The organism is Rhizobacter sp. (assembly GCA_019635355.1).
Classification (GTDB): Bacteria; Pseudomonadota; Gammaproteobacteria; order Burkholderiales; family Burkholderiaceae_C; genus Rhizobacter.
In genome coordinates this window covers 368,678-395,401 of the sequence record JAHBZQ010000001.1, presented here as the reverse complement: position 1 = coordinate 395,401, position 26,724 = coordinate 368,678, and the positions used below count along the sequence as shown (strand labels likewise).

The following is a 26,724-nucleotide window of genomic DNA, read 5'->3' as shown; positions in this document are numbered from 1 at the left end:
GTGTTCCGGTGGACGCTCAGGCGGCGGCCGGTGCGCCGTCGGGGTTGACCGGCGGCGTGTTGCCACCCGACTTGCCCGAGGAAGCCGTCCAGTCCTTCGGCGGACGTGGCGGGCGGCCGTTCATGATGTCGTCGATCTGCTCGGTGTCGATGGTTTCCCATTCGAGCAGCGCCTTGGCCATGACGTGCATCTTGTCCTGGTTGCTCTCGATCAGCTTGCGGGCCACCGAGTACTGCTCGTCGATGATGCGACGCACTTCCAGGTCGACCTTCTGCATGGTCTCTTCCGAGACGTTGGTCGTCTTGGTGACCGAGCGGCCGAGGAAGACTTCACCCTCGTTCTCGGCATAGACCATTGGGCCCATCGCCTCGCTCATGCCATAGCGCGTGACCATGTCGCGGGCGATCTGGGTGGCTCGCTCGAAGTCGTTGCTGGCGCCGGTGGTCATCTGGTTCATGAACACTTCTTCGGCGATGCGGCCACCGAAGAGCACGCTGATGGTTGAGAGCATGCGCTCCTTGTCCAGGCTGTAGCGGTCGCCTTCGGGCAGCTGCATCGTGACGCCCAGCGCACGGCCGCGCGGGATCACGGTCACCTTGTGCACCGGGTCGGTCTTGGGCATCAGGCGCGCCACCAGCGCGTGGCCGGCCTCGTGGTACGCGGTGTTCTTGCGCTCTTCCTCGGGCATGACCATGGACTTCCGCTCGGGGCCCATCATGATCTTGTCCTTGGCCTTCTCGAAGTCGACCATCTCGACCACACGGCCGTTGCGGCGCGCGGCGAAGAGGGCCGCTTCGTTGACCAGGTTGGCCAGATCGGCGCCACTGAAGCCCGGCGTACCGCGCGCGAGGATGTCGGCACGGATGTCCTGGCCGACGGGCACCTTGCGCATGTGCACGTTGAGGATCTGCTCGCGGCCACGCACGTCTGGCAGCGTCACGTAGACCTGGCGGTCGAAGCGGCCGGGGCGCAGCAGCGCGGGGTCGAGGATGTCGGGCCGGTTGGTGGCCGCCATCACGATCACGCCGAGGTTGGTCTCGAAGCCGTCCATCTCGACGAGCATCTGGTTGAGCGTCTGCTCGCGCTCGTCGTTGCCGCCGCCCAGGCCAGCACCACGGTGGCGGCCGACGGCGTCGATTTCGTCGACGAAGATGATGCAGGGCGCGCTCTTCTTGGCTTGCTCGAACATGTCGCGCACGCGGGCGGCACCGACACCGACGAACATTTCAACGAAGTCGGAACCCGAGATGCTGAAGAACGGCACCTTGGCTTCGCCGGCGATGGCCTTGGCCAACAGCGTCTTGCCGGTGCCGGGAGGGCCGACCAGCAGCACGCCGCGCGGAATGCGGCCGCCGAGCTTCTGGAACTTCTGCGGGTCTTTCAGGAAGTCGACGAGTTCCTTGACCTCTTCCTTGGCTTCGTCGCAGCCTGCGACGTCGGCGAAGGTGGTGGAGTTGTTGGCCTCGTCGAGCATGCGGGCCTTCGATTTGCCGAAGCTGAAGGCACCGCCCTTGCCACCGCCCTGCATCTGCCGCATGAAGTAGATCCACACGGCGATCAGCAGCAGCATCGGGCCCCAGGAGACCAGGATGCTCATCAGGATCGAGGGCTCTTCGTCGGCCTTGCCGGACACCTGCACGCCGTACTTCATCAGGTCGCCGACCATCCAGATGTCGCCAGGCGACGCGATGGTGTAGGCGGTGCCGTCGTTGGGGGTGACCTTGAGATTGCGGCCCTGGACTTCAACCCGCTTGACCTTGCCGGCCTTGGCATCGTCCATGAACTGCGTGTAAGTCACGCTTTCGGCGACGCGGGGCTTGTCGAACTGCTTGAACACGGTGAACAGCACGAGGGCAATCACCAGCCAAACAGCAACCTTCGAAAACCATTGGTTGTTCACCGCGGCTCCTTTGCAATCAAAACTTCCGCACAGGCCAAGGGGCCCGCATCCACGGCATATGGGGCGGATTCTAGTTCAGTCAAGTATTTGAGCTGCTTGATCTCGCCCCCGTTTCACCGAGGTGTATCCGTCGGTAGCCCGGTATTTGTTCACGCGGGTTTATCGGTCGCCACACCGCCGGTCTTGAGACCGATTCCGACCAGAAAGGTTTCAGCCGACCTGTCGCGCGACGCCTTGGGTTTAATGGCTTTGACCACGCGGAATGTCTTTTTGAACAGGGTGACCAGTTCGTTGTAACCGCCGCCGTGAAAGACCTTCGCCACCAGCGCACCCTGTGGCTTCAGGTGGTGCTGGGTGAAATCGACCGCCAGTTCGACCAGATGCTGGATGCGCGCCGCATCGGTGCTGGCGATGCCCGAGAGATTGGGCGCCATGTCGGACACAACCACGTCCACCGGGCGACCGGCGACCAAGGCCTCGAGTTGTGCCAGCACCGACTCTTCCCGGAAGTCACCCTGGATGAAGTGAACGCCTTCGATCGGCTCGAAGCCCAGGATGTCGAGCGCAATGATCGTTCCATGCAGCAAACCGGGCGCCGCGCCACCGGCCGCGAACTTGCGGCGGACGTATTGGCTCCACGCCCCGGGCGTCGCACCCAGGTCCACCACCAGTTGGCCGGGCTTGATCAGGTGCAGGGTTTCGTCGATTTCCTTCAGCTTGTAGGCGGCACGTGCCCGGTAACCCTCTTTCTGCGCCAGCGTGACATACGGGTCGGTCACATGGTCGTGCAGCCACGCCTTGTTGACCTTCTTGCTTTTCGTGTTCGTTTTCATCTGAATGTCGGAGCTGCGCACCGTGGCACCGATAATAGGCACATGCCCGCCATCGAACTTCGCCCCGCGCAGCGCAAGGAAATCCGCGCCCAAGCCCACCACCTGGAACCCGTCGTCCGCATCGGCGGCGAAGGCCTCACCCAGGCGGTCATCAAGGAAACCGATGCCGCGTTGAAGGCCCACGGCCTGATCAAGGTGCGGGTCTTCTCCGACGAGCGCGACGCCCGCGAAGCAATGTTCGCCACGCTGTGCGACCAGCTGGGCGCCGCGCCCATCCAGCACATCGGCAAGCTGCTGATCCTCTGGCGCCCGGTGCCCCCGAAAGAGAAAGCCGAGCGCGAAGACCGGGGCGCCGGCCCCAAGGTCGTGAAGATCATCAAGTTCTCCAAGAGCGGCAACAACCGCCCGCAGATCAAGAAAGTCAAGGTGCTGGGCAATGAACGTGTCGCGGCGGGCGGCGAGATCAAGCGGGCCCGCAAGCGTCAGACCAGCATCAAGCGCACGGTCGCCGACTGATCGGCTCAGGCGGCAGGCTTCGCCAGCCGCCACGCCAGCGCGACGAGCGCCAGCCCTTTCAAGCCAAAGAGCGCCGTCGAAATCGCATGCAGGGCGCCGAACGACAACACACCCTCGCCTGCACGCGCCGCCGCCATCATGGGTTGCACGCCGAAATGCCCGAAGACCGTGCAAAAGAGTGCGATCAACACCAGCACGAACGGCAGGCTGAGCTGCGAGCCTTGGCCCGCTTCCGCGTCCTCGCGCGAAACCCGGCGGACCGCCCACAGCAGCAGCGCTGAAAACGCCAGGCCGGCGTAGGCCTCGTGGGTGAACATGCGGCCGGCGACCGCCCCGGCCACGCTCCGCTGCAGGATGGCGAACGCCGCCGGCGCGGCGATCAGGCCGATGCCCAGGATGAGCCCTGCCCAAAGCGCTGCCGTGACGGCAGCCAGTCGCCGCGGGTCCACGCGCACGCTCAGATGTAGCGGACGTCGACGATCTCGTAGCTCTTCACGCCACCCGGTGCCTGCACGTCGGCCACGGCGCCGACGTCCTTGCCGATGAGCGCGCGTGCGATGGGCGAGCTGATGGAGATGCGCCCTTGCTTCAGGTCGGCCTCGTCATCACCGACGATCTGGTACGTGACGGCGGCGCCCGTGGCCTCTTCTTCCAGATCGACTGTCGCGCCGAACACCACTTTGCCGCCCGCGTTCAGCGAGCTGGGGTCGATGATCTGCGCCGCGGCGAGCTTGCCCTCGATCTCCTGGATGCGGCCTTCTATGAAGCCCTGCTTGTCCTTTGCCGCTTCGTACTCGGCGTTTTCCGACAGGTCTCCCTGCGCACGCGCTTCGGCGATCGCCTGCACCACGGCATGGCGCTCCACGGTCTTCAGGCGGTGCAGCTCTTCTTTCAGCAGTTGCGCGCCGCGGGTGGTGATGGGAATGGTGGCCATGAATAGAAACCTTGCAATTCAAAAGAGAACCGCCGCCCGGCCCCTTGCGGGAGCTTCGGCGGCGGCCGATTAACGATCAGTGATCGGGAAAGTCTAGTGCAGTTCCGCGTGCAGTTCCTGCAGGGATAGCACCACCAGATCGTCCTGGTGCTTCATGCCCTCGACCGCAGCTTCGCAACCCGCCATGCTGGTGTAGTAGGTGACGCGATTGGCCAGCGCCGCCTGGCGGATGTGACGCGAATCAGCAATTGCCGTGCGCGTCTCGTCTACCGTGGTGAACACCAGCTGGATCTCACCGCCCTTGACCATGTCGACGATGTGGGGGCGTCCGTCCTTGACCTTGTTGACGACCTTCACCGGCACGCCACCTTCGGCGATGGCCGCCGCCGTGCCCTTGGTCGCGATCACCTGGAAGCCGAGCTTCACGAGATCACGCGCCACAGCCACTGCACGAGCCTTGTCGCTGTTCTTCACCGTAATGCAGACCGTGCCACGATCCGGCAGGCGCGAGCCGGCACCGAGCTGGCTCTTGAGCATGGCCTCGCCGAAGCTGCGACCTGCGCCCATCACCTCGCCCGTCGACCGCATCTCCGGGCCGAGGATCGGGTCGACACCCGGGAACTTGTTGAACGGGAACACCGCTTCCTTGACCGAGAAGTACGGCGGGATCACTTCAACCGGCACGCGGCCCTGCTTGTCCTTCTGGTCGGCCAGCTTCTGGCCCACCATGCAGCGTGCCGCGATCTTGGCCAGCGGCTGGCCGGTGGCCTTCGACACGAAAGGCACGGTGCGCGAGGCACGCGGGTTCACTTCGAGCACGTAGACGATGGCGTCCGCACCTTCGCCCTGGATGGCGAACTGCACGTTCATCAGGCCCTTGACCTTCAGTGCCTTGGCCATCGCAATGGTCTGGCGGCGCAACTCGTCTTGCAGTGCCTTCGGCAGCGAATACGGCGGCAGCGAGCAGGCCGAGTCGCCCGAGTGGATGCCCGCCTGCTCGACGTGTTCCATGATGCCGCCGATCATGCATTCGGTGCCGTCACTGATGCAGTCGACGTCGACTTCGATCGCGTCGTCGAGGAAGCGGTCGAGCAGCACCGGCGACTTCTCGCTCACCTTGACGGCTTCGCGCATGTAGCGTTCGAGGTCCTTGTCGCCGTGCACGATTTCCATCGCGCGGCCACCCAGCACATAGCTCGGGCGCACCACCAGCGGGTAGCCGATCTCTTGTGCCAGCTGCAGCGCCTGCTCTTCGGTACGGGCAGTGCGGTTGGGCGGCTGCTTCAGGCCGAGCTCGTGCAGCAGCTTCTGGAAGCGCTCGCGGTCTTCGGCGATGTCGATGCTGTCGGGCGTGGTGCCGACGATGGGCACGCCAGCGCGTTCGAGGTCGAGTGCCAGCTTCAGCGGCGTCTGGCCGCCGTACTGCACGATCACGCCGAGCGGCTTTTCCTTGTCGACGATCTCGAGCACGTCTTCCAGCGTCACCGGCTCGAAATACAGGCGATCCGAGGTGTCGTAGTCGGTCGACACGGTCTCGGGGTTGCAGTTGACCATGATGGTCTCGTAGCCGTCTTCGCGCATCGCGAGTGCGGCGTGGACGCAGCAGTAGTCGAACTCGATGCCCTGGCCGATGCGGTTCGGGCCACCGCCCAACACCATGATCTTCTTCTTGTTGGTCGGCTCGGCTTCACACTCCTCGTCATACGCGGAGTACATGTAGGCCGTCTGCGTGGCGAACTCGGCCGCGCAGGTGTCGACGCGCTTGTAGACCGGGCGCACGTTTTGGGCCCAGCGGGCTTCGCGCACCGCGTGTTGGTTCGTGCCGAGCAGCTTGGCGAGGCGCTTGTCGGAGAAGCCCTTCTGCTTGAGGTAACGCAGTTCGTCGGCGCTGAGGCCCTCGAGTGCGCGGCCGGCAAGCGACTTCTCGATCTGGATCAGTTGCTCGATCTGCGCCAGGAACCACGGGTCGATGGCGGTTTCTTCGAACACTTCCTTGAGGGTCATGCCGATGCGGAAGGCATCGCCCACGTAAAGGATGCGCTCAGGCCCGGGCTCGCCGATCTCTTCGATGATCTCGTCACGATCGGTGCTGCGCTCGGTCAGGCCGTCGATGCCGGTCTCGAGACCGCGCAACGCCTTCTGGAAGCTTTCCTGGAAAGTGCGGCCCATCGCCATCACTTCGCCCACCGACTTCATCTGCGTGGTGAGGTGCGAATCGGCGGCCGGGAATTTCTCGAACGCGAAACGCGGGATCTTCGTGACGACGTAGTCGATGCTGGGCTCGAACGATGCCGGCGTGGCGCCGCCGGTGATGTCGTTCTTCAGCTCGTCGAGCGTGTAGCCCACCGCGAGCTTGGCCGCCACCTTGGCGATTGGGAAGCCCGTGGCCTTCGAGGCGAGCGCCGAGGAGCGGCTCACACGCGGGTTCATCTCGATCACGACCATGCGGCCGTTCTCGGGGTTGATCGAGAACTGCACGTTGGAGCCCCCGGTGTCGACGCCGATCTCGCGCAGGATCGCGATCGAGGCGTTGCGCAGCAGCTGGTATTCCTTGTCGGTTAGCGTCTGGGCGGGCGCGACGGTGATGGAGTCACCGGTGTGGATGCCCATCGGGTCGAGGTTCTCGATGGAGCACACGATGATGCAGTTGTCGGCGCGGTCGCGCACGACTTCCATCTCGTATTCCTTCCAGCCGATCAAGCTCTCTTCGATCAGCAGCTCTTTCGTAGGCGAGAGGTCGAGGCCGCGCTTGCAGATCTCTTCGAACTCTTCCGGGTTGTAGGCGATGCCGCCACCCGTGCCACCGAGCGTGAAGCTAGGGCGGATCACCATCGGGAAGCCGTTGCCACCGATCTCCTGCGTGATGCGCTTCTGCACCGCCAACGCCTCTTCCATGGAGTGGGCGATGCCGCTCTTGGCCGAATGCAGGCCGATGCCGGTCATCGCGTCCTTGAACTTGAGGCGGTCTTCGGCCTTCTCGATCGCCTTCTCGTTGGCGCCGATCATCTCGACCTTGTACTTGTCGAGCACGCCGTTCTTGTGCAGGTCGAGCGCGCAGTTGAGCGCGGTCTGGCCGCCCATCGTCGGCAGGATCGCGTCGGGCCGCTCCTTGGCGATGATCTTCTCGACCACCTGCCAGGTGATGGGCTCGATGTAGGTCACATCGGCCATCTCCGGGTCGGTCATGATCGTCGCCGGGTTGCTGTTGACGAGGATGACCTTGTAGCCCTCTTCGCGCAACGCCTTACAGGCCTGGGCGCCGGAATAGTCGAACTCGCAGGCCTGGCCGATGATGATCGGGCCGGCGCCGATGATGAGGATGGATTTGAGGTCTTGGCGCTTAGGCATTCTTCTTCTCCTGGCTCTTCTCTTGGCTTTCGGCCATCAGCGCGGTGAAGCGGTCGAACAAGTAGCCAATGTCATGCGGTCCGGGTGAGGCCTCGGGATGGCCCTGGAAACAGAAAGCGGGTTTGTCGGTGCGGGCCAGGCCTTGCAGCGTGCCGTCGAAAAGGCTCACGTGCGTGGCGCGCAGGTTGGCGGGCAGCGTCTTCTCGTCGACCGCGAAGCCGTGGTTCTGGCTTGTGATGCTGACGCGGCCGTTGTCGAGGTCCTTCACCGGATGGTTCGCGCCGTGATGGCCGAACTTCATCTTGAAGGTCTTGGCGCCCGAGGCCAGCGCCATGATCTGGTGGCCGAGGCAGATGCCGAAGGTCGGGATGCCGGTGTCGATCAGCTCGCGCGTGGCCTTGATGGCGTAGTCGCAGGGCTCGGGGTCGCCGGGGCCGTTGCTCAGGAAGATGCCATCGGGCTTGTGCTTGAGCACCTCGGCCGCGGGTGTTTGCGCCGGCACGACCGTGACCTTGCAGCCGCGGCTGGCCAGCATACGCATGATATTGCGCTTCACGCCGAAGTCGTAGGCCACCACATGGAAGCGCGGCGATTGCACCTTGCCGTAGCCGCCTTCGAGCGTCCACTCGGTTTCGGTCCAGTCGCTCACCTCGGTCTGGCTCACCACCTTGGCCAAGTCGAGCCCGCTCATCGAAGGAGCCGAGCGTGCGAGTGCAATCGCCTTGTCGGTGTGGGCAGGCGTCAGCGCCTCACCGAGCGGCAGCGTGAAGATGCAGCCGTTTTGCGCGCCGGTGGTGCGCAGCACGCGGGTCAGGCGGCGCGTGTCGATGTGGGCAATGGCGACGGTGCCTTCTGCCTTGAGGTAGCTCGACAGGTCGGTCGTCTTGCGGAAGTTGGAGTCGACGATCGGCAGGTCTTTGATGACGAGACCGGCCGCATGCACTTTGGTGGCTTCGACGTCTTCGGTGTTGACACCGTAGTTGCCGATGTGCGGATACGTGAGCGTGACGATCTGGCGGCAGTAGCTCGGGTCGGTCAGGATTTCCTGGTAGCCGGTCAAAGAGGTGTTGAACACCACTTCACCGACGGTGTGGCCGGCAGCGCCGATCGACACACCCTTGAAAACCGTTCCATCCGCAAGTGCAAGAAGAGCCTGGGCTTGAGTGGGCAGCAATGGCGGGGGCACACGATTCTCCGTTTTGTGCGCGCCCAGCTCTGCTCTACGAGCATGAACGGTGAGAAAACCGATGGAGTTTTCGCGTGAACAGCGAGAGGCTTCGCTGGGCGGTGGGGTTTGCGGGTAAACCTTCGAATTGTAGCCGAGCGCGCAGCTTCCTCGCCCCCTGATCGGGTGTGAATGCGGACGAGAACGCATCTCTCTCAAAGAGCCCGCCCGCAACGTAGTGAGATGCTGCACACACGGGCCGGCCTCCCATAATCACGGCTTCTCCATGCCAACAAAAAGGACACGACCATGAAGGGCGATGCCAAGGTCATCGAGTTCCTCAACGCGCAGTTGAAGAATGAGCTCACCGCGATCAACCAGTATTTCCTGCACTACAGGATCTTCAAGCACTGGGGCCTCGACAAGCTGGCTGCGAAGGAATACGCCGAATCCATCGGCGAGATGAAGCATGCCGACAAGCTCATGGACCGCATCCTCACGCTCGACGGCCTGCCCAACCTCCAAGACCTCGGCAAGTTGCTGATCGGCGAAGACACGGTCGAAGTCCTGCAGTGCGACCTGAGGCTGGAGCAGGCCGCCCAGGCCACCATCAAGGACGGCATCGCCCACTGCGAATCGGTGCGCGACTACGTCTCGCGCGACCTGCTGCAGTCCATCCTCGACGACACCGAGGAGCACATCGACTTCCTCGAAACCCAGATCGAGCTGGTCGACAAGGTCGGGCTGCAGAACTACCAGCAGTCGCAGATGGGCGAAATCGCCTCCTGACGACCCCGTTCCCGCCGAGAGCGCCCACAAATCCCCGAATGGGGGGACTGGGTGTTCTTGAATTGCGAATCATTCTTATTTATAGTCCGATCTGTCAGCCTGAAGTCTGGGCTCCGAGGGATCGACATGATTGTTTGCGTCTGCCAGCGAGTTTCCGACCGCGACATCGAGCGCCATGCCCACAACGGGTGTGCAAGCTTCGACGAACTCCAGATGGACAGCGGCGTGGCCTCGTGCTGCGGCCGCTGCACCGATTGCGCGCGCAGCGTCTTCGAAGCCGCCCGCTCGGCTGCGCCCAAGCAGCACGGGATCGCAAGCCTCCACATTCCCATCGCCGTCGCGGCTTGACCTGCAGGCCGGCACGTGCCCCTGCGTGCACGTTTTCGTGAATGCTGCCGGTCGTCGGCGGGAACTAGAATTTTGGCGTCCGGGTCTCAAGCCCGTTGCCCAAAACTCGATCGTCTTCTTCAAGGAGGTTCCATGAACGACAACCTGCAGGCCGCCTACGGTTTCACCGATGCGGTCCCGTCCGTTGAGCAGCGCAACCGCGTCCTGCGCAACACCTACTGGCTGCTCGCGCTTTCGCTCGTGCCCACTGTGCTGGGCTCCTGGGTCGGCCTCCAGATGGGCTTCAGCTGGTTTGCCGCCAACCCGTTCATCGGCTTCATGGTGTTCATGGGCGTGGCGTTTGGCTTCTTCTTCGCCATCGAGAAGACCAAGAACTCGGGCCTGGGCGTCATCCTGCTGCTCGCCTTCACCTTCTTCATGGGCCTGATGCTGTCGCGCATGATCGGCGCCGTGCTCGGCAACTTCCGCAACGGCAGCCAGCTGATCACGATGGCCTTCGGTGGCACTGCTCTCGTCTTCTTCGGCATGGCCACCCTGGCCAGCACGATGAAGCGCGACATCTCGGGCCTCGGCAAGTGGCTCTTCGTGGGCGTCATCGGCCTGATCGTCGCCAGCGTGGCCAACATCTGGCTGCAGATGCCGGCGCTGATGATGACGATCTCCGTGCTGGCGGTCGTGATCTTCTCGGTCTACATGCTGTACGACCTCAAGCGCATCGTCGACGGCGGCGAAACGAATTACGTGACGGCGACGCTCGCCATCTACCTGGACGTGTACAACGTGTTCGTGCACCTGCTCAACCTGCTCGGCATCTTCGGCGGCGAGCGCGATTGACGCCTATCGAAGCACGCCTATCGGCATGACGGAAGGCGGGGGCCCTTTGGGCCCCCTTCTCTTTTGTACTCAGCTCTTTTCGAAGACGGCCATGCTCTCCACGTGTGCGGTGTGCGGGAACATGTTGACCGCGCCGGCCGCGACGCAGCGGTAGCCGGCCTGATGCACCAGCAAGCCGGCGTCACGCGCGAGCGTGGCCGGGTTGCAGCTCACGTAGACGATGCGTGAAGGCGCCCGGTAGTCGGGTGCCAATGCAGGGTCAGCCGCCAGGTCGGCCAGCGCCTTGGCGAGGGCGAAGGCGCCTTCTCGCGGCGGGTCAACCAGCCATTTGTCGGCATGCCCATAGCTCGCAAGCTCCTGCGGGGTGATCTCGAAGAGATTGCGCGCCACGAACTCTGTCTTGCCTGCCAGCCCGTTCACCACCGCGTTGTCGCGCGAGCGCGCCACGAGCGCTTCGCTGCCCTCGATGCCGAGCACCTCGCGCGCTTGCGTCGCAATCGGCAAGGTGAAATTGCCCAGCCCGCAGAACCAGTCGATCACCCGCTCGTGCGCCTGCGCCCCAAGCCGCATCAGCGCCTGCCCCACCAGCACTTGGTTGATCTGGTGGTTGACTTGGGTGAAGTCGGTCGGCTTGAACGGCATGGTGATGCCGAACTCGGGCAGCGTGTAGGCAAGACGCGGGCCGGTGTCGTCCAGCCGGTGCACCGTATCGGGCCCCTTCGGCTGAAGCCACCACTGGATGGCATGTCGCGCGCCGAAGTCGCGCAGGCGTTGCAGGTCGCCTTCAGTCAAAGGCTCCAGGTGGCGCAACACGAGCGCCGTCACCTCGTCGCCCACCGCCACTTCGATCTGGGGCAGGCGATCGCGCTGGTCCATCCCGGCGACGAGATCGCGCAAGGGCATCAGCAGCGCGCTCAGATGCGGCGGCAGCACCTCGCAGCTGTCCATGTCGGCCACGTAGCTCGACTTGCGCTCGTGGAAGCCCACCAGCACCTTGCCCTTCTTCACCACGTGGCGCACCGACAGGCGCGCGCGGTAGCGGTAGCCCCAGGACGGCCCCTCGATGGGCCGCAGCACCCGCTCGGCCTTCACCTTGCCGAGGTGCCAGAGCGCGTCTTCGAGGGCCCGTTGTTTGGTCGCGACCTGAGCGCCCACATGGAAGTGCTGCATCTTGCAGCCCCCGCAGGTGCCGAAATGCCGGCACCCGGGCGTCACCCGTTGCGAACTCTCTCGGCGCAGGTCGACCACCGTCGCCTGCTCCCAGTTGTTCTTGCGGCGCTGCACGCTGACCCGCACTTCTTCGCCGGGCAAGGCGCCATCGATGAAGACCACCTTGCCTTCGGCGTTGTGCGCCACGCCTTGCGCTTCGAGGTCGAGGGACTCGACCTTGAGCCATTCGTCTGCTGCTGTCATGGGGCCGATTGTCTCAGCCCGGCGGAGCGCACCGAGCGCTCAGAACAGCGAATCGCGGCTGACGCCACTGCGCGTCATGCGACGCTTGAGCTTGACCAGCGCCTCCTGCTGGATCTGGCGGATGCGCTCCCGCGTGAGGCCCAGGCGTTCGGCCAGCACCTCCAGCGTCTCCGGCTCGCGGTCGTGCAAGCCATAGCGGCCCGCCAGCACCTCGCGTTCCCGCTCGCTCAGCTCCTGAAGGCCATGTTGAAGCAACAACTCGACCTCGTTGTGCAGCGTCAGGTTGACCGGATCGCTCGCCCCGTCGTCGGCCACGCTGTCGAGCATCGACTCGGTCCCATCGCGGTCGAGCGGCACATCGAGCGAGGTGGGGGTTTCGGCGAACTTCAGGAGTTCGGCCACTTCCTGCACCGGCCGGCCGATGCGCAGCGCGATGTCTTCGACCCGCACCTGCTGTTCGCCATCGGCATGCGCCGTGGCGGCTTCGAGCGCGCGGCGAGCCTTGAGCACCTGGTTGAGTTCGCGCACCACGTGCACTGGCAGCCGCACGAGGCGGGCCTGGTGCATGATCGCGCGCTCGATGCTCTGACGGATCCACCACGACGAGTAGGTCGAGAAACGGAACCCGCGCTCCGGCTCGAACTTGCCGATGGCATGCATCAAGCCGAGGTTGCCCTCTTCGATGAGATCGGTCATCGGCAGGCCGCGGCCAAGGTAGTTCTTCGCGATGCTCACGACCAGACGCAGGTTGCGCTCGATCATCTGCTGGCGTGCTGCGAAGTCGCCCGCTCGGGCGCGCACCGCGGTCTCGAACTCCTCTTGCGGCGTGAAGAGCGGCGCCCGGCGGATCTCTCGCAGGTAGGCCTGCAAGGTGTTGCCGACCTCGCCCTCGCCCGCCGTGATCTCGACGGCCGCAGCCGGCGCCGGCTCGTCGGCCTCAAGATCGTCAACGCTCGTCTGCAGCACCGACTGCAGCGTGGGCGGCGCGCCGCCCACCGTCGGATGCTCGATCGCAGACCCGTTCCCCGTGTGGCGCTTCTTGCTCATGGTGCGCGTGTGCAGGTCCGGGCGGTTCGTCGGGTGCGCTCAGCGCGGTGGCAAGAGCCTCGCCGGATCGATGGGCTTGCCTTGCTTGCGGATCTCGAAGTGCAGCTGCACACGCTCCGCATCGGAAGAACCCATCTCGGCGATCTTCTGTCCACGCTTGACCGCTTGTTCTTCCTTGACCATCAGGGCCTGATTGTGAGCGTAGGCCGTGAGGTAGGTGTTGTTGTGCTTGATGATGACAAGGTTGCCGTAGCCACGCAGGCCGGAACCGGCGTAGACCACCTTGCCGTCGGCCGCGGCCACCACCGGGTCACCCGCCTTGCCGGCGATCGCGATGCCCTTGGTGCGCGTCTCGTCGAACGAGCCCACGACCGAGCCGTTGGCCGGCCACAGCCAGTTGACGTTGTCGTCACCCTCGCGCGCCACCGGCGGAGTGGGTGCGACGGGCGGCGGAGCAGGCGGCGTCGAGGCGGCGGGGGTTGCCTGCGGCGGTGGTGCTTTCCCGTCGAGAGGGCGCGACTCCAGCCTCGGCAGCGTGACGGGCCGCGCGGCCACGGCGTTCGGGTCGGCACCGGGCGGCACCACGCGCAACACCTGCCCCACTTCGATCACGTTGGGGTTCTCGAGGTTGTTCCACTTGAGGATGTCTTTCCAGCTCTGGCCGGTCTCCAGGCCGATGCGGATCAGCGTGTCGCCCGGCTTCACGGAGTAGAAGCCGGGCTTGCCCGCGTTCTCGCTGCCCGGCAGCGGCTTGACGGCCGACGCTGCGGGCTCCGGGGTCGCCGGGGCAGAGGCCGCGGCGGCCACGGGTGCCACGGCGCCCGGCCGTGCGGAGAGCGAGCGGTCTTCGACCGGCGCGCGGTACTTGTTCGGCGATGCACAGCCCGCAATGACCACCACGGCAGAAAAACCCAGCACGAGACGCAAGGTCAACGTCATCAATCCATTCCTGATTTCAGAGGCACAAAGTTCACGGCTTCATGCACAGAGCGCACGTAGCCGGTTTCGGTTCGGTCCACGACGACCAGCACCTGCTGCCGCCCGCCCGCATCGTGCACCGGGGCCACCAGCCGCCCGCCCACGGCGAGCTGTTCGAGCCAGGCATCGGGCAGTGCCTCGCCGCCGGCGGCCGAGATGATGCTGTCGTAGGGCGCATTCGGTGCATGCCCGCGCATGCCGTCACCATACACCAGCCGGATGTTCGTCAGCCTCAGCGGCGCGAGCAGCTCGCGTGCCTTGTCGTGGAGCGGCTTCAGCCGCTCGACGCTCATCACCTGCCGCGACAGCTGCGCCAGCACCGCGGCCTGGTAGCCGCAGCCGGTGCCGATCTCGAGCGTCTGACCAAGCGACTGGCGCGCGCGGGCATTCGCGCCGGCCATCAGCAGCTCGATCATGCGTGCCACCACCGACGGCTTGGAGATCGTCTGCCCATGCCCGATCGGCAGGCTCGTGTCTTCGTAGGCCTGGATGGCCAGCGCCGTGTCGACGAAGAGATGGCGCGGCACCTTGTTGAGCGCGGCGATCACGAGCTCGTGGCGCAAGCCCGCAGCCTGCAAGCGGCTCACCATGCGCTGGCGCACGTCGCCCGAGTCGAGGCCCAGCCCGGAGGGCCGCACCGCACGCGCCGAATCCACGGCCGCCTGCTGAAGCGGCGCCTGCGGCCGCAGCAGCGTGGCCTTCTTGACGCCGCCGCTCGCGACCAGCCCGTCGAGCTTCAAAGGGAATTTCGGGCGTGGCCGCTCGGGGGTCGTCATGCCGACATCCACTCTCGCCATGCCGGCAGGCCAGCGTGGTCGGTCAGGTCCACCTGCAAAGGCGTGATCGAGATGCGGCCATTGGCCGTGGCGTGGAAGTCGGTGCCCGACGCAGCGTCGCGCGCATCGCCCGCGGGGCCGATCCAGTAGATGGGTTCGCCGCGCGGGTTGATCTGACGGATCACCGGCTGGCTCGCGTGGCGTCGGCCCAGCCGTGTGACTTCGCGCGGCAGGCTCGCAGCATCGGCGCGGTTGGGAATGTTCACGTTGAGCAGCCAAGGCGCCGCCGAGGGTGGCGATGCAAGGACGTGCTCGACGATCGATCGCGCCACCTGTGCCGCCTCGTCCACATGCGCCCAGCCCTTCTCGACCTGCGAAAACGCGATCGCCGGAATGCCAAACAGAAAGCCTTCCATCGCCGCGGCGACAGTGCCCGAGTAGAGCGTGTCGTCGCCCATGTTGGCGCCGTTGTTGATGCCCGAGAGAACGAGGTCGGGTCGGTGCGGCAGCAGGCCGGTGAGTGCGACGTGGACGCAGTCGGAGGGCGTGCCGTTGAAGTAGCGAAAGCCGTTCGCTGCGGTGTAGGCCGACAGCGGCCGGTTCAGCGTGAGCGAGTTGGAGGTGCCGCTTGCGTTCTGCTCGGGGGCGACCACGTCGATCTCGCCGAGGCCCTCGCAAGCCCGCACGAGAGCGGCCAGGCCCGGTGCGAGGTAACCGTCGTCATTCGCAATGAGGATGCGCATGCCGCGATTGTAGGGACTCGTCACCTGCGTGACGGGGCCGGAGCAAGCGTGCCGTCTATCATCTTCGATCCACTGACCACAGGATGGAGACAACGATGAAGGCATGGCTCTGCGAGAACCCGATCGGCCCCGAAGCCCTGGAGTGGAAAGAACTCCCGACGCCGGAGCCGAAGGCCGGCGAAGTGCGCATCGCGATCAAGGCGGCCAGCCTCAACTTCCCTGACCTCCTGATCGTCCAGAACAAGTACCAGGCCAAGCCCACGCCGCCGTTCGTGCCCGGCTCTGAATACGCTGGCGTCATCGAAGCCGTGGGCGAAGGCGTGACGAACTTCAAGGTGGGCGACGCCGTTGCTGCCTTCGGTGGCGGCGGTGGTTTCGGCACCCATGTGGTCGCCAAGACCTCGCTGCTGATGCCGCTGCCCAAGGGCTTCGCGTTCGACGACGCCGCCGCATTCCTCTGCACCTATGGCACCACCTGGCACGCGCTGATGGACCGCGGCGCGCTGAAGGCCGGCGAGACCGTGCTGGTGCTGGGCGCCGCCGGTGGCGTGGGCACCGCGGCCATCCAGATCGCGAAGGCGGCGGGTGCCAAGGTCATCGCGGCAGCGTCGAGCGACGAGAAGTGCGCGCTGTGCAAGGAGCTGGGTGCCGACGCGACCATCAACTACGCCAAGTCCAACATCCGTGACGAGATCAAGGCGCTCACCGATGGCAAGGGCCCCGACATCGTCTACGACCCGGTGGGCGGCGACCTGGCCGAGCCGGTGTTCCGCTCCATCGGCTGGCGCGGCCGTTATCTGGTGATCGGCTTCGCACAAGGCACCATTCCGGCGATCCCGCTGAACCTCACGCTGCTCAAGGGCGCGTCGATCGTCGGCGTGTTCTGGGGCGAGTTCGCACGTCGGGAGCCCAAGAACCACGTGCAGGCCCTGGCCGACCTCGCCTCCTGGTACGCGCAGGGCAAGATCAAGCCGGTGATCGACACACGCCTGCCGATGACCGGCCTCAAAGACGCCTTCACCCGCATGGGCAGCCGCCAGGTGCGCGGCAAGCTCGTCCTCGTCAACGAGTGAGGCCCGCGACGGCGGCGCACCGGATGCGTGCGCTGCCGTGTGGCGCCCGCTCGTCATTGACGAGTGTGGGATAGGCCACGCGAGGGTGTGTGCGCTACGATGCGTGTCCCTTTGTGAGTGCACTCTGGTGAGCGCATCCCGCACGCATGGCCATCAAGGTACTGATCGTTGAGGACAACCCCGTCGCCCGCAGCTTCCTGTGCCGCGTGGTGCGCGAGAGCTTCAGCGACGACATCGCGATCACCGAAGCCGGCGACCTGGAGACTGCGCGTCGCCAGGTGGGCCTGCGCGAGGCCAAGGCCGGCGAGATTCCGGCCGACCCGTTCAAGCTCGTGCTCGTCGACCTTGAGTTGCCCGATGGCAACGGCATGGAATTGCTGGCCGAACTGGCCCGCTACCCGGCCACCAAGATCGTCACCACGCTCTATTCCGACGACGACCACCTCTTCCCTGCCCTGCAATGCGGCGCCGACGGTTACCTGCTGAAGGAAGACCGCTTCGAAGTGCTGGTGGAAGAACTGCAGAAGATCGTGCGCGGGCAGCCGCCGCTGTCGCCCGCGATCGCACGCCGGCTGCTGGGCCACTTCCGGCAGGGGCCTGGCGGCACCGGGGGCGCAGCCGAGGCGGCGCTCGGCAGCGGATCGGGCTTCCAGAGCAGCCGCCCGATGGCGCTCGGCCGCGGCGCACCGCTCGACCACGAGCGGCTCACGCCGCGAGAGAGCGAAGTCCTGACCTACCTCAGCAAAGGCTTCACCATCAAGGAAATCGCCAACCTGATGGGCATCAAGTGGTTCACCGTCAACGACCACATCAAGTCGATCTACAAGAAGCTCAATGTGTCGAGCCGCGCGGAAGCGGCGGTGCTCGCGAGCAAACAAGGGCTGGTCTGAGGCCCACGGCGCCTGCCCGGCGACGCGCAGATGCACAGGCCCGGCATGTCCGCTTCGGTTGACTCGGCCCTGCCCGGCGCCTCGACCCTGGGTGCCGACAACTCGACCCTCGATTCCGCACTGATCGACCGCAGCTTCGGCGCCGCGCCCCTTTCGCGCTGGATCGGCTGGCGGCTGCGCTTGCTGGTGGTGGCGGCGCTGCTCGGCTGTCTTGCCACGCTGCTGCTGGCCCGCGCGCTGGGCGACATCCCCCAGCTGAACGCGACCTGGCGTGCCTCGGAGCAAGGCGGGCTCGAGCTTGCATCGAGCCCGCTGCCCGTGCTCCAGTTGCACGAGGGCGAGACGCTGGCAGCCCTTGTGGCCCGCGACGGGCGACGCATCGAGCTGGGCGACGCGGCGCTCCGGCGCGCCTCACGGTGGCTCACCGACGACGCGCAGCGCCATCGCCACGTGGCCACGCAACAGGCCATCACCAGGGCCCTTCAACAAGGCCAGGTGAGCCTCGTCTTCGCCGATGGGGCGACGGTCGACGTCAGCCCCGAGCCACGCGGCATCGGAGCGCTCAGCCCGATGTTCTGGCTGCTGTGCGGGCTGGCGCTCGTGATGTACCTGGTGGCGATGGTGGTGATGCTCGCGCGGCCCACGGTGCGAAACCTGCTTTACGCCCTTGCCACGCTGTGCCAGGCCGGCAACCTCGCGATGATCGCGATCGAATCCGGCGTGTCGCTCGGCCTGCCGCTGCCGATGTCGCAGTGGAACATGCCTGCGCACGGCGCGCTGGATCTGCTGGCCGCCGCGGCACTCGTGCATGCGGCGGCGCTCCACCCCAGGCGCCTGCCCGCAGCGCGTGCCATCGGCTGGCTGGTGTGGCTCGGCGCGGCTGCGGTGGCGTGGGCGCTCAGCCGAGGCCAGCTGAGTTCGGCCTGGTGGTGGGTACAGGCCAGTGTGGCCCTCCTTGGCAGCACGACCATCGCCCTGCTCACCTGGTCGCATGCGATCGAGCCGCACCCCTTTGCGATCGTGACGCGGCGTTTCGCGACGCTCGCCACGGCAGCCTGGCTTGCGCTGACGCTGGCGATCGCATGGTCGGACCAGCATCCGCTGCTGCAACAGCAGATCGCGGTGGTCGGGCCGACACTGTGGTCGGTGCTGCTGGGCTCGTTGCTGGTGCTGCTGCCCTTTCTCTCGAAGTCGCAGCAGGTGATGCGCGAGTTTTCGTTGCTCGCGGCGATCAGCACCATCGCCACCGCGCTCGACCTGCTCTTCGTCGCCGCCTTTTCGCTCGGCCAGTTCGCCTCGCTGACGCTGGCCCTCTTCCTCTCGCTCGGCCTCTACTCCGGCGCGCGTCAGTGGTTGCTGAACCAGCTTCGCAACCAGAACGTGATCACGACCGAGCGCATGTTCGAGAAGCTCTATCGCATTGCGCGGGAGGTCGAGGCTCACCCCGAGCGGACCTCGAGCCTGCTCACGCAGCTGGCTCGAGAGCTGTTCCAGCCGCTGGAGGCGGGCGTGATCGACAAGCGCTACGCGACGCCGCGCGTGGCCAACGCTGGCTCAACCTTGCTGATTCCCGTTCCGGAGCTGCCACATGGCGATGCGACCGAACACAGCACCATCGTCATCCGATTTGCCCACCACGGACGCCGCCTCTTCACTACCGAAGACGCCCGCCTGGCCGAGCGTGTGGTCGAGCAGCTGCGGCGTGCCGTGGCCTTCGATCAAGCCGTCGAACAGGGGCGCAACGAAGAGCGCCTGCGCATCGCGCAAGACCTTCACGACGACATCGGCGCACGCCTGTTGACGCTCATGTACAAGGCCCAGTCGCCCGAGATGGAAGACTACGTGCGGCACACGCTGCAGGACCTGAAGACGCTCACACGCGGCCTCGCCGCGCCGAGCCACCCGCTTTCCCATGCCGCCGCGGAGTGGAAGGCCGACCTCACCCAGCGCCTCACCGCCGCGCACATCGCCCTCGGCTGGAGCTTCAGTGCCGACCGCGACATCTCCCTCTCGGTGGTGCAATGGTCGGCGCTGACGCGTGTGATGCGCGAACTCGTCAACAACGTCATCTCGCACTCGCAAGCACGGCGTGTGGACATCGACTTCGTGCTCGAAGGCGACCGCGTGGACCTGAGCGTCAGCGACAACGGTGTCGGCCGCAACCCGAAGGCCTGGTCGCACGGCTTGGGCCTGGGCGGCGTGCGCAAGCGCGTCAAGCAGCTGGGCGGCGAGGTGGAATGGCGCGAGCTGCCCACCGGGGGCATCTGCTGCCGGGTGTGCGTCCGCAGGCTGTCAGAGAAACCCTGACGCAGGCAGCGGGCCAATGAAAAGGCCTCCACGAGGGAGGCCTGTTTCTCACATCTGGGTGGGGTGGCTGATGGGACTCGAACCCACGACAACCAGAATCACAATCTGGGACTCTACCAACTGAGCTACAGCCACCGCAGAGCCCGCAAGTATAGCGGACCCGGCGGCGCCCGAGATCACTTCGTGGCCGCAGACGCAGCCGACGGGCTCACTTCGACCTTGAACCGGCTCTTCAGCGCGGCGTAATACGCATTCGCCTCCGCGCTCGCCCAAGCCTGCGAATAGGAGCCGGTCGCCCGGGCCGGATCGGCCACCGACGGGTCACGCCCTAGCACCTTGTTGACCTTCACCACGATGTAGCCATCGTCGTCCAGCGAGACGCCTTCCACCGCGGGCACGGTCGGCGCCTTCAGCGCGGCATCGATCACGCCGCGCGGCAGATCTTGCGACTGCTGGGCTCGCGAGACCGTCTTCACCGGCGTGCCCAGGTCGGTGGCAGGCGCCTTGCGCAGCTCTGCCAGCCGGGCCTCACCTTCCTTGCGCGCGAGCGCAGCGGCCTGCTGCGCGGCGACTTTCTCGCGCACACGGGCCTTCACATCGGCCAGCGGCGGGGTCGTCGTCGGTTGGTAGTTGACGATGCGGGCCGACACCAGCGTGCTGGGTGCAGTCTCCACGGCCTCGGTGTTGCGCTTATTGCGCAGCGTCTCGGCATTGAAGATCGCGTCGAGCAGCTTCTTGGAGCCGAGCGGGCCGGTGGCGTCGGGCGCGGGCGTGCGGGTCACACCCTTGGCGGTGCGCAGCTCGAGCTTCAGCTTGTCGACCGCCGGTTTGAGGCTGTCGGATTGTTCGTAGACGAGGTTGCCGAATTCGGCAGCGGCCTTGGCGTATTCGCCTTGGGCCAGCTCCTTCTTGCGCAGTTGCTCGATGTCGGCGCGCACGCTTTCATAGGAGCGCTTTTCACCGCCACGCGTGGCCTTGAGCTGCAGGATGAAGAAACCGTCCTTCGTCTGCACCACAGGGCTCAGGTCACCAGGCTTCTTCAGCGCGAAGAGCGCCTCTTCGTAGGCCTTGTCGGTGTCGCCGCGGGCGATGAAAAGGTCAGCATCGCCGCCCTTGTCGGCGGTCGAAGAATCTTGCGAGTTCTTGCGTGCGACTTCGGCGAACGACGCGGGCGCCTTGGTCAGCTCGGCCAGCAGCGCATCGGCCTTGGCGCGGTCCTTCAAGAGGATGTGCGCCGCACGGCGTTCTTCGGCCGTGGTGTAGCTCTTCTCGTTCTGGGCGTAGTACTTCTTCAGCTCGTCTTCGGGCACGCTGATGCCCTTCTTGATGCTGTCGAGGTCGAGCACCACGTATTCGATGTCCGCCTTCTCGGCAGTCTGGAATTCGGCACTGTGGGCCGGGTCCTTGTAATAAGCCTCGAGGTCGGCGTCGGTCGGGTTGACCTTCGCGAGGTAGTCCTTGGAGTCGAAACGCTGCAGCTGGACCTCGCGCTGCTGGAAGAGCGCATCCATCGCCGAAGAAACCGCCGCCGTCGGCGCGATCACCGTGCTCATCAGGCCGGCTTGCACCTGCCGCATCATCAGCTCTTCGCGTTTGAGCTGGTCATAGCCCTGCTTGGTGATGCCCTGTGCGTTGAGCGCTTGTTCGAGCGCCTGGACGTTGAGGCTGCCATCGGGGCGGCGGAAGGTGTCGAACTGCCGATCGGTCATGTACTCGCGCAACAGGCGATCGTCGGTTGCCACATAGCCGGCCTTCTCGGCCGCGGCCAGCATCACCTGCTCGCGCACCATCGTGTCGAGCGTGTTCTGCTTCATCTGTGGCGTGTCGAAGAGCTTCACGTCGATGCCGGGCATCTGCTGCCGCAGCATGTCGACCTGACGGCGGTGCGCGGCATCGAGTTCGGCCTGCGTGATCTTGCGCGAGCCCACGGTCGCGACCGTGGCATTGCCGCCTTCGGTGAAGCGGCTGTAGCCCTGGATGCCGAAGAGCACGAACGACGGGAAGATCAACAACACCAGCACGAACTGCAGGATGCGGGTGTGCTTGCGGACGAATTCAAACATCGATGACCTCGATCAATGGATCGCAGAGCAGGAGCGCTAGAGGGCCCCAGACGCAACAAAGGCGAACCTGAGTTCGCCTTTGCCGGGTGGACGCCGTGAATCTTATCTGATGGTGGCTGGCCATCTTCGGGCCAGCTCGACGACGACTTGGTGGGTGCTGAGGGGCTCGAACCCCCGACCTACGCCTTGTAAGGGCGCCGCTCTACCAACTGAGCTAAGCACCCGCAGAACATTCAATCAGTTGACCGCATCCTTCAGGGCCTTGCCCGGACGGAACTTCGGCACCTTGGCGGCCTTGATCTTGATCGTGGCACCGGTGCGCGGGTTGCGACCAGAGCGCGCTGCGCGCTTGCTCACGCTGAAAGTGCCGAAGCCCACCAGCGAGACGCTGTTGTTCTTCTTGAGCGTTGATTTCACACCGCCGATCAGGGCCTCCAGCGCGCGAGTGGCAGCAGCTTTGGAGATGTCGGCCTGTTTGGCAATGTGTTCAATCAATTCGGATTTGTTCACGAAGGTACCCCCTCAAAAGGTGTCTCGAAAGAATCTGGGTGGATGGTTCGGGCCGCATGTTTGGTGGCTCAACGGCTCAAACGATTACAGCCGCAGGCACCCCCACTGTCAAGCGCGGAAGCGGATTCTATGCGTAATCAACTGCATCGCTCGGAGGGTGCGCCGCGTGCTTCCACGCTTGACAAGCCTGGGGGTGCGACCTACTTCACCACCTCGTGTGCGCATCACGACTCAGGCTTTCCCTCAGTGCGTGCGACCAGCCACACACCGAGTGCAGTGAGCGCCATTCCGACGAACATGAGCAAGGTCAATGCTTCATCGAAAAGCAGCCACGCCATCACGGCTGTGGTGGGCGGCACGAGATACAAGAGGCTCGTGACGCGCGTCGCCGCGCCGCGCTGGATCAGGAGATACAGCAGCGAACTCCCTCCCAGGGTCAACCCGAAGACCGACCATGCAAGAGCACCAACGAAGTGCGGATGCAACACGATGGGCTCGGTCTCAAGCAGCGCAAGCGGGCAGCTCACTGCCAGCGCGGTCAGCAGCTGCACGAAGTTCGCGGTGCGCACATCACAAGGTGCGACGAATCGTTTCTGATAAAGCGTGCCCGCCGTGATGGCGATCAAGGCCAGCAGCGCGAGCGACAGATTGAGTGCAGACAACTCGCCCGCCCCCAACTTGCGCCACACGACGAGCAGGAGACCCAGCAAGCCCAGCAGCAAACCCGCCCATTGCCGCAAGGAAACGCGCGTGCCGTTTTCGCCGCGTGTTGAACCGCTCAGCCACACTGCCGTGAGCACGGGCTGCAGGCCAACGAGCAAGGCGATGGTGCCGGCGCCCATGCCAGCCTTGACGGCAGCCCACACGCCACCGAGATACCCCGCATGCATCAGCGCACCCGTCACGCCCAGGTGTGCCCATTGCGTCGCGCCTCGAGGCCAAGCCGCACGAGACAGCAGGATCCAGAGGCCGAAGCACAACACCGACAATGCATAGCGCCAGCTGAGGAAGGTGAGCGGCGGCGCATGCGGCATGCCGAACCGCGCGACGATGAAACCCGTGCTCCAGATCAGCACGAACACCGCGGGCATCGCGCGCAGCAGCGCGTCGCGTCGAGAACTCGTCACGGGAAAATTCAGCCGAGCGACGTCAGCGCACCTTCGCGCGGATCTCCGGCAGTGCCTTCTGCAGGTAATACACCATCGACCAGATGGTGAGCACCGCGGCGATGTAGATCAGCCACGTACCCCAGGCTTGCGTGTCGATCACCCCGAACAGGGAGCCGTGATACAGCAGGAAGGGAATCGCCACCATCTGCACCGTCGTCTTCAGCTTGCCCAGCATGTGCACCGCCACGCTGCGCGACGCGCCGATCTGCGCCATCCACTCTCGCAGCGCCGAGATCGCGATCTCGCGGCCAATGATGACGAGGGCCACCAGCGACTCGAGCCGACCGAGCTGCACGAGGATCAACAGTGACGCGCAGACCAGGAACTTGTCGGCCACCGGGTCGAGGAACGCGCCGAAGGACGAGGTCTGGTTGAGCTTGCGGGCGAGGTAGCCGTCGGCCCAATCGGTCAGTGCCACCACCACGAAGAGCACCGTGGCCACCAGATTCTTGGTGCCCGAGTCGAGGTCGAGGTAGAAGATCCCGACGATCAACGGGATCGCGACGATGCGCGCCCAGGTCAGCAGGGTGGGCAGATTGAAGAACATGCGGGCGATTGTGCCGAAGTTCTCGGCTGGGCCCGCGTGTTCTTCAACGCCGAAGGTTTATTGAACGTCGATCGTGCGCGGCTTGAAGCGCTTGTCGTCGTTGAAAAGGAAGGTCTCCGCGAACGACCAGGGCTTGGGCAGCTTGGACACATCGCCGAAAGGTGCCGCGCGTTTCACGGCGTCGATTGCCAGCTGCACCGTCTCCTGGGCCTGGCTCGGGCGGCGCAGGATGTCGATCTTGTGGATGGAGCCGTCGGCGTTGAGTTCGATGTTGAGCACCGGCGCGGCGAGCAGCATCTGCTGAGGCTTGCCGGTGAAAGTGCCGCTCGGGTTGGCGGCCATCACGCGGCGGGCGGCCTGCAGCTTGTACTCGTTCCAGTTGCGCGACAAAGCGGGCGGCGGCAGCTTCACACCCCCTGTGGCAGCGGGTGCCGCGGGAGCCGGCGCCGGCGCGGCGGCCTTGCCGGGCGCCGCAGGTGCAGGAGCGGGTGCCGGCGGAGCACTCGGGCTGCTGCCGCATCCGGCCAGGCCCACGGCGATCATCAGGCTGCCGACGGCGGCCCAGCGGTGAACGGTGCGGGACGGCGTGAGGTCAATGCAAGGCACGATAGATTTCCTCTGCGAGTTCTTTGGAGATCCCATCCACGCTTGCGAGGTCTTCGACGCTGGCGTGGCCCACGCCGCGAGCCCCCCCGAAGCGCTGCAAAAGTTTCGCACGTTTCTTCGGGCCGACGCCCGGGATTTCCTCGAGCACGCTGCCGCCTGTGCGCACACTTGCACGCTTTGCGCGCATGCCGGTGATCGCGAATCGATGCGCCTCGTCGCGGATCTGCGCCACGAGCATGAGCGCCGCGGAGTCGGCGCCGAGGTAGACCTTGTCGCGCCCGTCGGCGAAGACCAGTTCCTCGAGGCCCACCTTGCGGCCCTCGCCCTTCTCCACGCCGACGATGAGCGAGAGGTCGAGCCCCAGCTCTTCGAAGACCTCACGCGCCATGCTGACCTGCCCACGCCCGCCGTCGACCAGCACCAGGTCGGGCAGCCGCCCCTCGCCGGTCTGCGCCGCCGCGGCCAGCTTGCTGTAGCGGCGCGTGAGCACCTGCCGCATCGCCGCGTAGTCGTCGCCGCCGGTGATGCCATCGATGTTGTAGCGGCGGTACTGGGAGCTCTGCATCTTGTGGCCCTCGAACACCACGCACGAGGCCTGCGTCGACTCGCCCGCGGTGTGGCTGATGTCGAAGCACTCGATGCGGAAGCTGTCGAGGTTGTCGGGCGCGAGGTCGAGTGCCTCGACCAGCGCCCGCGTGCGCGCCTGCTGTGAGCCTTCCTCCGACAGCAGGCGCGCGAGCTTGATCTCCGCGCCCTGGATGCACATGTCGAGCCATGCCCGGCGCTGCTCGCGCGGCTGGTGCTGGGCCGTGACCTTGATGCCGCTGTGCACCGACAGCGCCTCGATCAGCGCCTTGTCGACCGCATGGCTCAGCACGAGCAGCGGCGGCACGCTGCTTTCCAGGTAGTGCTGCGCGATGAACGCTTCGAGCACCTGCACCTCAGGTGAGCTACGGGTCTCACCCTCTTCGATGTCCATCTCGGTCGCATCGTCCACATGCGTCGGGAAGTACGGCCGATCGCCGAGGTGGCGACCACCGCGCACCATGGCGAGGTTCACGCAGGCACGGCCGCCCTGCACCTTCACGGCGAGGATGTCGGCGTCCTTGGTCGTCGCGCCGGTGTTGTCTTCCACCGACTGCTGGTGCAGCACCTTCGACAGCGCACCGATCTGGTCGCGGATCTCGGCCGCCTTCTCGAAGGCCAGCGCATCCGAGTGGGCCATCATCTGCGCCTGCAGCGCGTCCATCACCTCCTGCTGCTCGCCGAGCAGGAAGCGCTCGGCATTCGCCACGTCGCGCGCATAGTCTTCGGCAGCGATGTAGTTCACGCAAGGGCCCGAACAGCGCTTGATCTGGTACAGCAGGCAGGGCCGCGTGCGGTTGTTGAAGACGGTGTCTTCGCAGGTGCGCAGGCGGAACACCTTCTGCAGCAGCTGGATCGATTCCTTCACCGCCCACGCGCTCGGGTATGGCCCGAAGTAGCGGTGCTTGCGGTCGACCGAGCCGCGGTAGTAGGCCATGCGCGGGAAGGTGTGCGAGACGATCTTGAGGTACGGGTAGCTCTTGTCGTCGCGGAAGAGGATGTTGTAGCGCGGGTCGAGCGACTTGATGAGGTTGTTCTCGAGCAGCAGCGCCTCGGCCTCCGAGCGCACGACGGTCGTCTCCATGCGCGCGATCTTGCTCACCATGTGGCCGATGCGCGTGCCGCCGTGGTTCTTCTGGAAGTAGCTCGACACGCGCTTCTTCAGGTCGCGTGCCTTGCCCACGTACAGCACCGCATCGCTCGCGTCGTAGTAGCGATAGACGCCGGGCAACCCAGGCAAGGCGGCCACTTCCGCCAGCAATCGTTCACGCACCGCGTCTGGCGCGGGGGCTTGCTCGGGTTCGTCGGGGGACTCGGTCTCGCTCATCGGACGACGATTGTGCCGCCTCG

At 65.4% G+C, this 26,724-nt stretch carries 24 protein-coding genes and 2 tRNA genes; 7 read left to right on the top strand and 19 right to left on the bottom strand.

Going from position 1 to position 26,724, the window contains the following annotated elements:
* Positions 1 to 16: 16 nt before the first annotated feature.
* Together ftsH and KF892_01725 are read right to left on the bottom strand one after the other, a co-directional pair.
* On the bottom strand, positions 17 to 1,900 hold the full coding sequence (ftsH, locus tag KF892_01730; protein MBX3623704.1) for an ATP-dependent zinc metalloprotease FtsH: 1,884 nt from the start codon (positions 1,898 to 1,900) through the stop codon (positions 17 to 19).
* Between the two features lie 149 nt (positions 1,901 to 2,049).
* Positions 2,050 to 2,733 carry an RlmE family RNA methyltransferase gene (locus KF892_01725; protein MBX3623703.1) on the bottom strand — a complete coding sequence of 228 codons (684 nt, stop codon included), beginning with the start codon at positions 2,731 to 2,733 and terminating at the stop codon, positions 2,050 to 2,052.
* A gap of 42 nt (positions 2,734 to 2,775) precedes the next feature.
* Here KF892_01725 and KF892_01720 point away from each other — a divergent pair, with 42 nt between their 5' ends.
* The gene (locus KF892_01720) at positions 2,776 to 3,249 is read left to right on the top strand and encodes a YhbY family RNA-binding protein (GenBank protein MBX3623702.1); all 474 of its coding nucleotides are present in this window, start codon (positions 2,776 to 2,778) and stop codon (positions 3,247 to 3,249) included.
* A gap of 5 nt (positions 3,250 to 3,254) precedes the next feature.
* On the opposite strand, the gene KF892_01715 is transcribed toward KF892_01720, so the two are convergent.
* From KF892_01715 to carA, 4 genes are all read right to left on the bottom strand, one after another.
* On the bottom strand, positions 3,255 to 3,698 hold the full coding sequence (locus KF892_01715) for a DUF4149 domain-containing protein (GenBank protein MBX3623701.1): 444 nt from the start codon (positions 3,696 to 3,698) through the stop codon (positions 3,255 to 3,257).
* An 8-nt stretch (positions 3,699 to 3,706) separates the two neighbouring features.
* Complete coding sequence (greA, locus tag KF892_01710; protein MBX3623700.1) at positions 3,707 to 4,183, bottom strand: transcription elongation factor GreA; 477 nt, start codon at positions 4,181 to 4,183, stop codon at positions 3,707 to 3,709.
* A 93-nt stretch (positions 4,184 to 4,276) separates the two neighbouring features.
* Positions 4,277 to 7,531, bottom strand: a complete 3,255-nt coding sequence (carB, locus tag KF892_01705) for a carbamoyl-phosphate synthase large subunit (protein MBX3623699.1) — start codon at positions 7,529 to 7,531, stop codon at positions 4,277 to 4,279.
* Positions 7,524 to 8,705 (bottom strand): glutamine-hydrolyzing carbamoyl-phosphate synthase small subunit, encoded by a 1,182-nt coding sequence (gene carA, locus KF892_01700; GenBank protein ID MBX3623698.1) that lies wholly within the window; start codon positions 8,703 to 8,705, stop codon positions 7,524 to 7,526. Before carA ends, carB begins: the two co-directional genes overlap by 8 nt.
* A 300-nt stretch (positions 8,706 to 9,005) precedes the next feature.
* On the opposite strand from carA, the gene bfr reads away from it, so the two are divergent.
* The 3 genes from bfr (at position 9,006) to KF892_01685 (ending at position 10,667) form a co-directional block, all read left to right on the top strand.
* Positions 9,006 to 9,485: a bacterioferritin gene (bfr, locus tag KF892_01695; GenBank protein MBX3623697.1), complete on the top strand. Its 480-nt coding sequence runs from the start codon at positions 9,006 to 9,008 to the stop codon at positions 9,483 to 9,485.
* Positions 9,486 to 9,611: 126 nt separating this feature from the next.
* Positions 9,612 to 9,833 (top strand): (2Fe-2S)-binding protein, encoded by a 222-nt coding sequence (locus tag KF892_01690; protein ID MBX3623696.1) that lies wholly within the window; start codon positions 9,612 to 9,614, stop codon positions 9,831 to 9,833.
* A gap of 132 nt (positions 9,834 to 9,965) precedes the next feature.
* Complete coding sequence (locus KF892_01685; GenBank protein ID MBX3623695.1) at positions 9,966 to 10,667, top strand: Bax inhibitor-1/YccA family protein; 702 nt, start codon at positions 9,966 to 9,968, stop codon at positions 10,665 to 10,667.
* Between the two features lie 69 nt (positions 10,668 to 10,736).
* Here KF892_01685 and rlmD read toward each other — a convergent pair whose 3' ends face one another.
* From rlmD to surE, 5 genes are read right to left on the bottom strand one after another with little or no spacing between them, the layout of a single operon-like run.
* Positions 10,737 to 12,080, bottom strand: coding sequence for a 23S rRNA (uracil(1939)-C(5))-methyltransferase RlmD (rlmD, locus tag KF892_01680; protein ID MBX3623694.1), 1,344 nt, complete (start codon positions 12,078 to 12,080; stop codon positions 10,737 to 10,739).
* Positions 12,081 to 12,119: 39 nt separating this feature from the next.
* A complete protein-coding gene (rpoS, locus tag KF892_01675; protein MBX3623693.1) occupies positions 12,120 to 13,127 on the bottom strand; it encodes an RNA polymerase sigma factor RpoS in 1,008 nt (335 codons plus the stop codon).
* A 39-nt stretch (positions 13,128 to 13,166) separates the two neighbouring features.
* The gene (locus tag KF892_01670; protein ID MBX3623692.1) at positions 13,167 to 14,066 is read right to left on the bottom strand and encodes a peptidoglycan DD-metalloendopeptidase family protein; all 900 of its coding nucleotides are present in this window, start codon (positions 14,064 to 14,066) and stop codon (positions 13,167 to 13,169) included.
* Entirely contained in the window at positions 14,066 to 14,881 is an 816-nt protein-coding gene (locus KF892_01665; protein MBX3623691.1) for a protein-L-isoaspartate(D-aspartate) O-methyltransferase, read from the bottom strand. The genes KF892_01670 and KF892_01665 overlap by 1 nt, the downstream gene beginning before the upstream one ends.
* Positions 14,878 to 15,624 (bottom strand): 5'/3'-nucleotidase SurE, encoded by a 747-nt coding sequence (gene surE, locus KF892_01660; protein MBX3623690.1) that lies wholly within the window; start codon positions 15,622 to 15,624, stop codon positions 14,878 to 14,880. The genes KF892_01665 and surE overlap by 4 nt, the downstream gene beginning before the upstream one ends.
* A 95-nt stretch (positions 15,625 to 15,719) precedes the next feature.
* Between surE and KF892_01655 the strand changes: the two genes are divergently transcribed.
* From KF892_01655 to KF892_01645, 3 genes are all read left to right on the top strand, one after another.
* Complete coding sequence (locus tag KF892_01655) at positions 15,720 to 16,697, top strand: NADPH:quinone oxidoreductase family protein (protein MBX3623689.1); 978 nt, start codon at positions 15,720 to 15,722, stop codon at positions 16,695 to 16,697.
* A gap of 146 nt (positions 16,698 to 16,843) precedes the next feature.
* Positions 16,844 to 17,587 (top strand): response regulator transcription factor, encoded by a 744-nt coding sequence (locus KF892_01650; GenBank protein ID MBX3623688.1) that lies wholly within the window; start codon positions 16,844 to 16,846, stop codon positions 17,585 to 17,587.
* Positions 17,588 to 17,617: 30 nt separating this feature from the next.
* Positions 17,618 to 19,894, top strand: a complete 2,277-nt coding sequence (locus KF892_01645; GenBank protein MBX3623687.1) for a histidine kinase — start codon at positions 17,618 to 17,620, stop codon at positions 19,892 to 19,894.
* Positions 19,895 to 19,953: 59 nt separating this feature from the next.
* Here KF892_01645 and KF892_01640 read toward each other — a convergent pair.
* The 8 genes from KF892_01640 to uvrC all read right to left on the bottom strand — a co-directional run bounded on the left by KF892_01640 (position 19,954) and on the right by uvrC (position 26,701).
* Positions 19,954 to 20,029, bottom strand: a tRNA-His gene (locus KF892_01640).
* 41 nt (positions 20,030 to 20,070) lie between these two features.
* Positions 20,071 to 21,957, bottom strand: coding sequence for a SurA N-terminal domain-containing protein (locus tag KF892_01635; GenBank protein MBX3623686.1), 1,887 nt, complete (start codon positions 21,955 to 21,957; stop codon positions 20,071 to 20,073).
* Between the two features lie 148 nt (positions 21,958 to 22,105).
* Positions 22,106 to 22,181, bottom strand: a tRNA-Val gene (locus KF892_01630).
* Positions 22,182 to 22,194: 13 nt separating this feature from the next.
* Entirely contained in the window at positions 22,195 to 22,467 is a 273-nt protein-coding gene (locus KF892_01625) for an HU family DNA-binding protein (GenBank protein ID MBX3623685.1), read from the bottom strand.
* Positions 22,468 to 22,691: 224 nt separating this feature from the next.
* Positions 22,692 to 23,558 carry a DMT family transporter gene (locus KF892_01620; protein ID MBX3623684.1) on the bottom strand — a complete coding sequence of 289 codons (867 nt, stop codon included), beginning with the start codon at positions 23,556 to 23,558 and terminating at the stop codon, positions 22,692 to 22,694.
* A gap of 58 nt (positions 23,559 to 23,616) precedes the next feature.
* Positions 23,617 to 24,183 carry a CDP-diacylglycerol--glycerol-3-phosphate 3-phosphatidyltransferase gene (gene pgsA / locus KF892_01615; protein MBX3623683.1) on the bottom strand — a complete coding sequence of 189 codons (567 nt, stop codon included), beginning with the start codon at positions 24,181 to 24,183 and terminating at the stop codon, positions 23,617 to 23,619.
* Positions 24,184 to 24,240: 57 nt separating this feature from the next.
* Positions 24,241 to 24,726, bottom strand: coding sequence for a hypothetical protein (locus KF892_01610; GenBank protein MBX3623682.1), 486 nt, complete (start codon positions 24,724 to 24,726; stop codon positions 24,241 to 24,243).
* A gap of 49 nt (positions 24,727 to 24,775) precedes the next feature.
* Positions 24,776 to 26,701 (bottom strand): excinuclease ABC subunit UvrC, encoded by a 1,926-nt coding sequence (uvrC, locus tag KF892_01605; GenBank protein MBX3623681.1) that lies wholly within the window; start codon positions 26,699 to 26,701, stop codon positions 24,776 to 24,778.
* Positions 26,702 to 26,724: the final 23 nt, after the last annotated feature.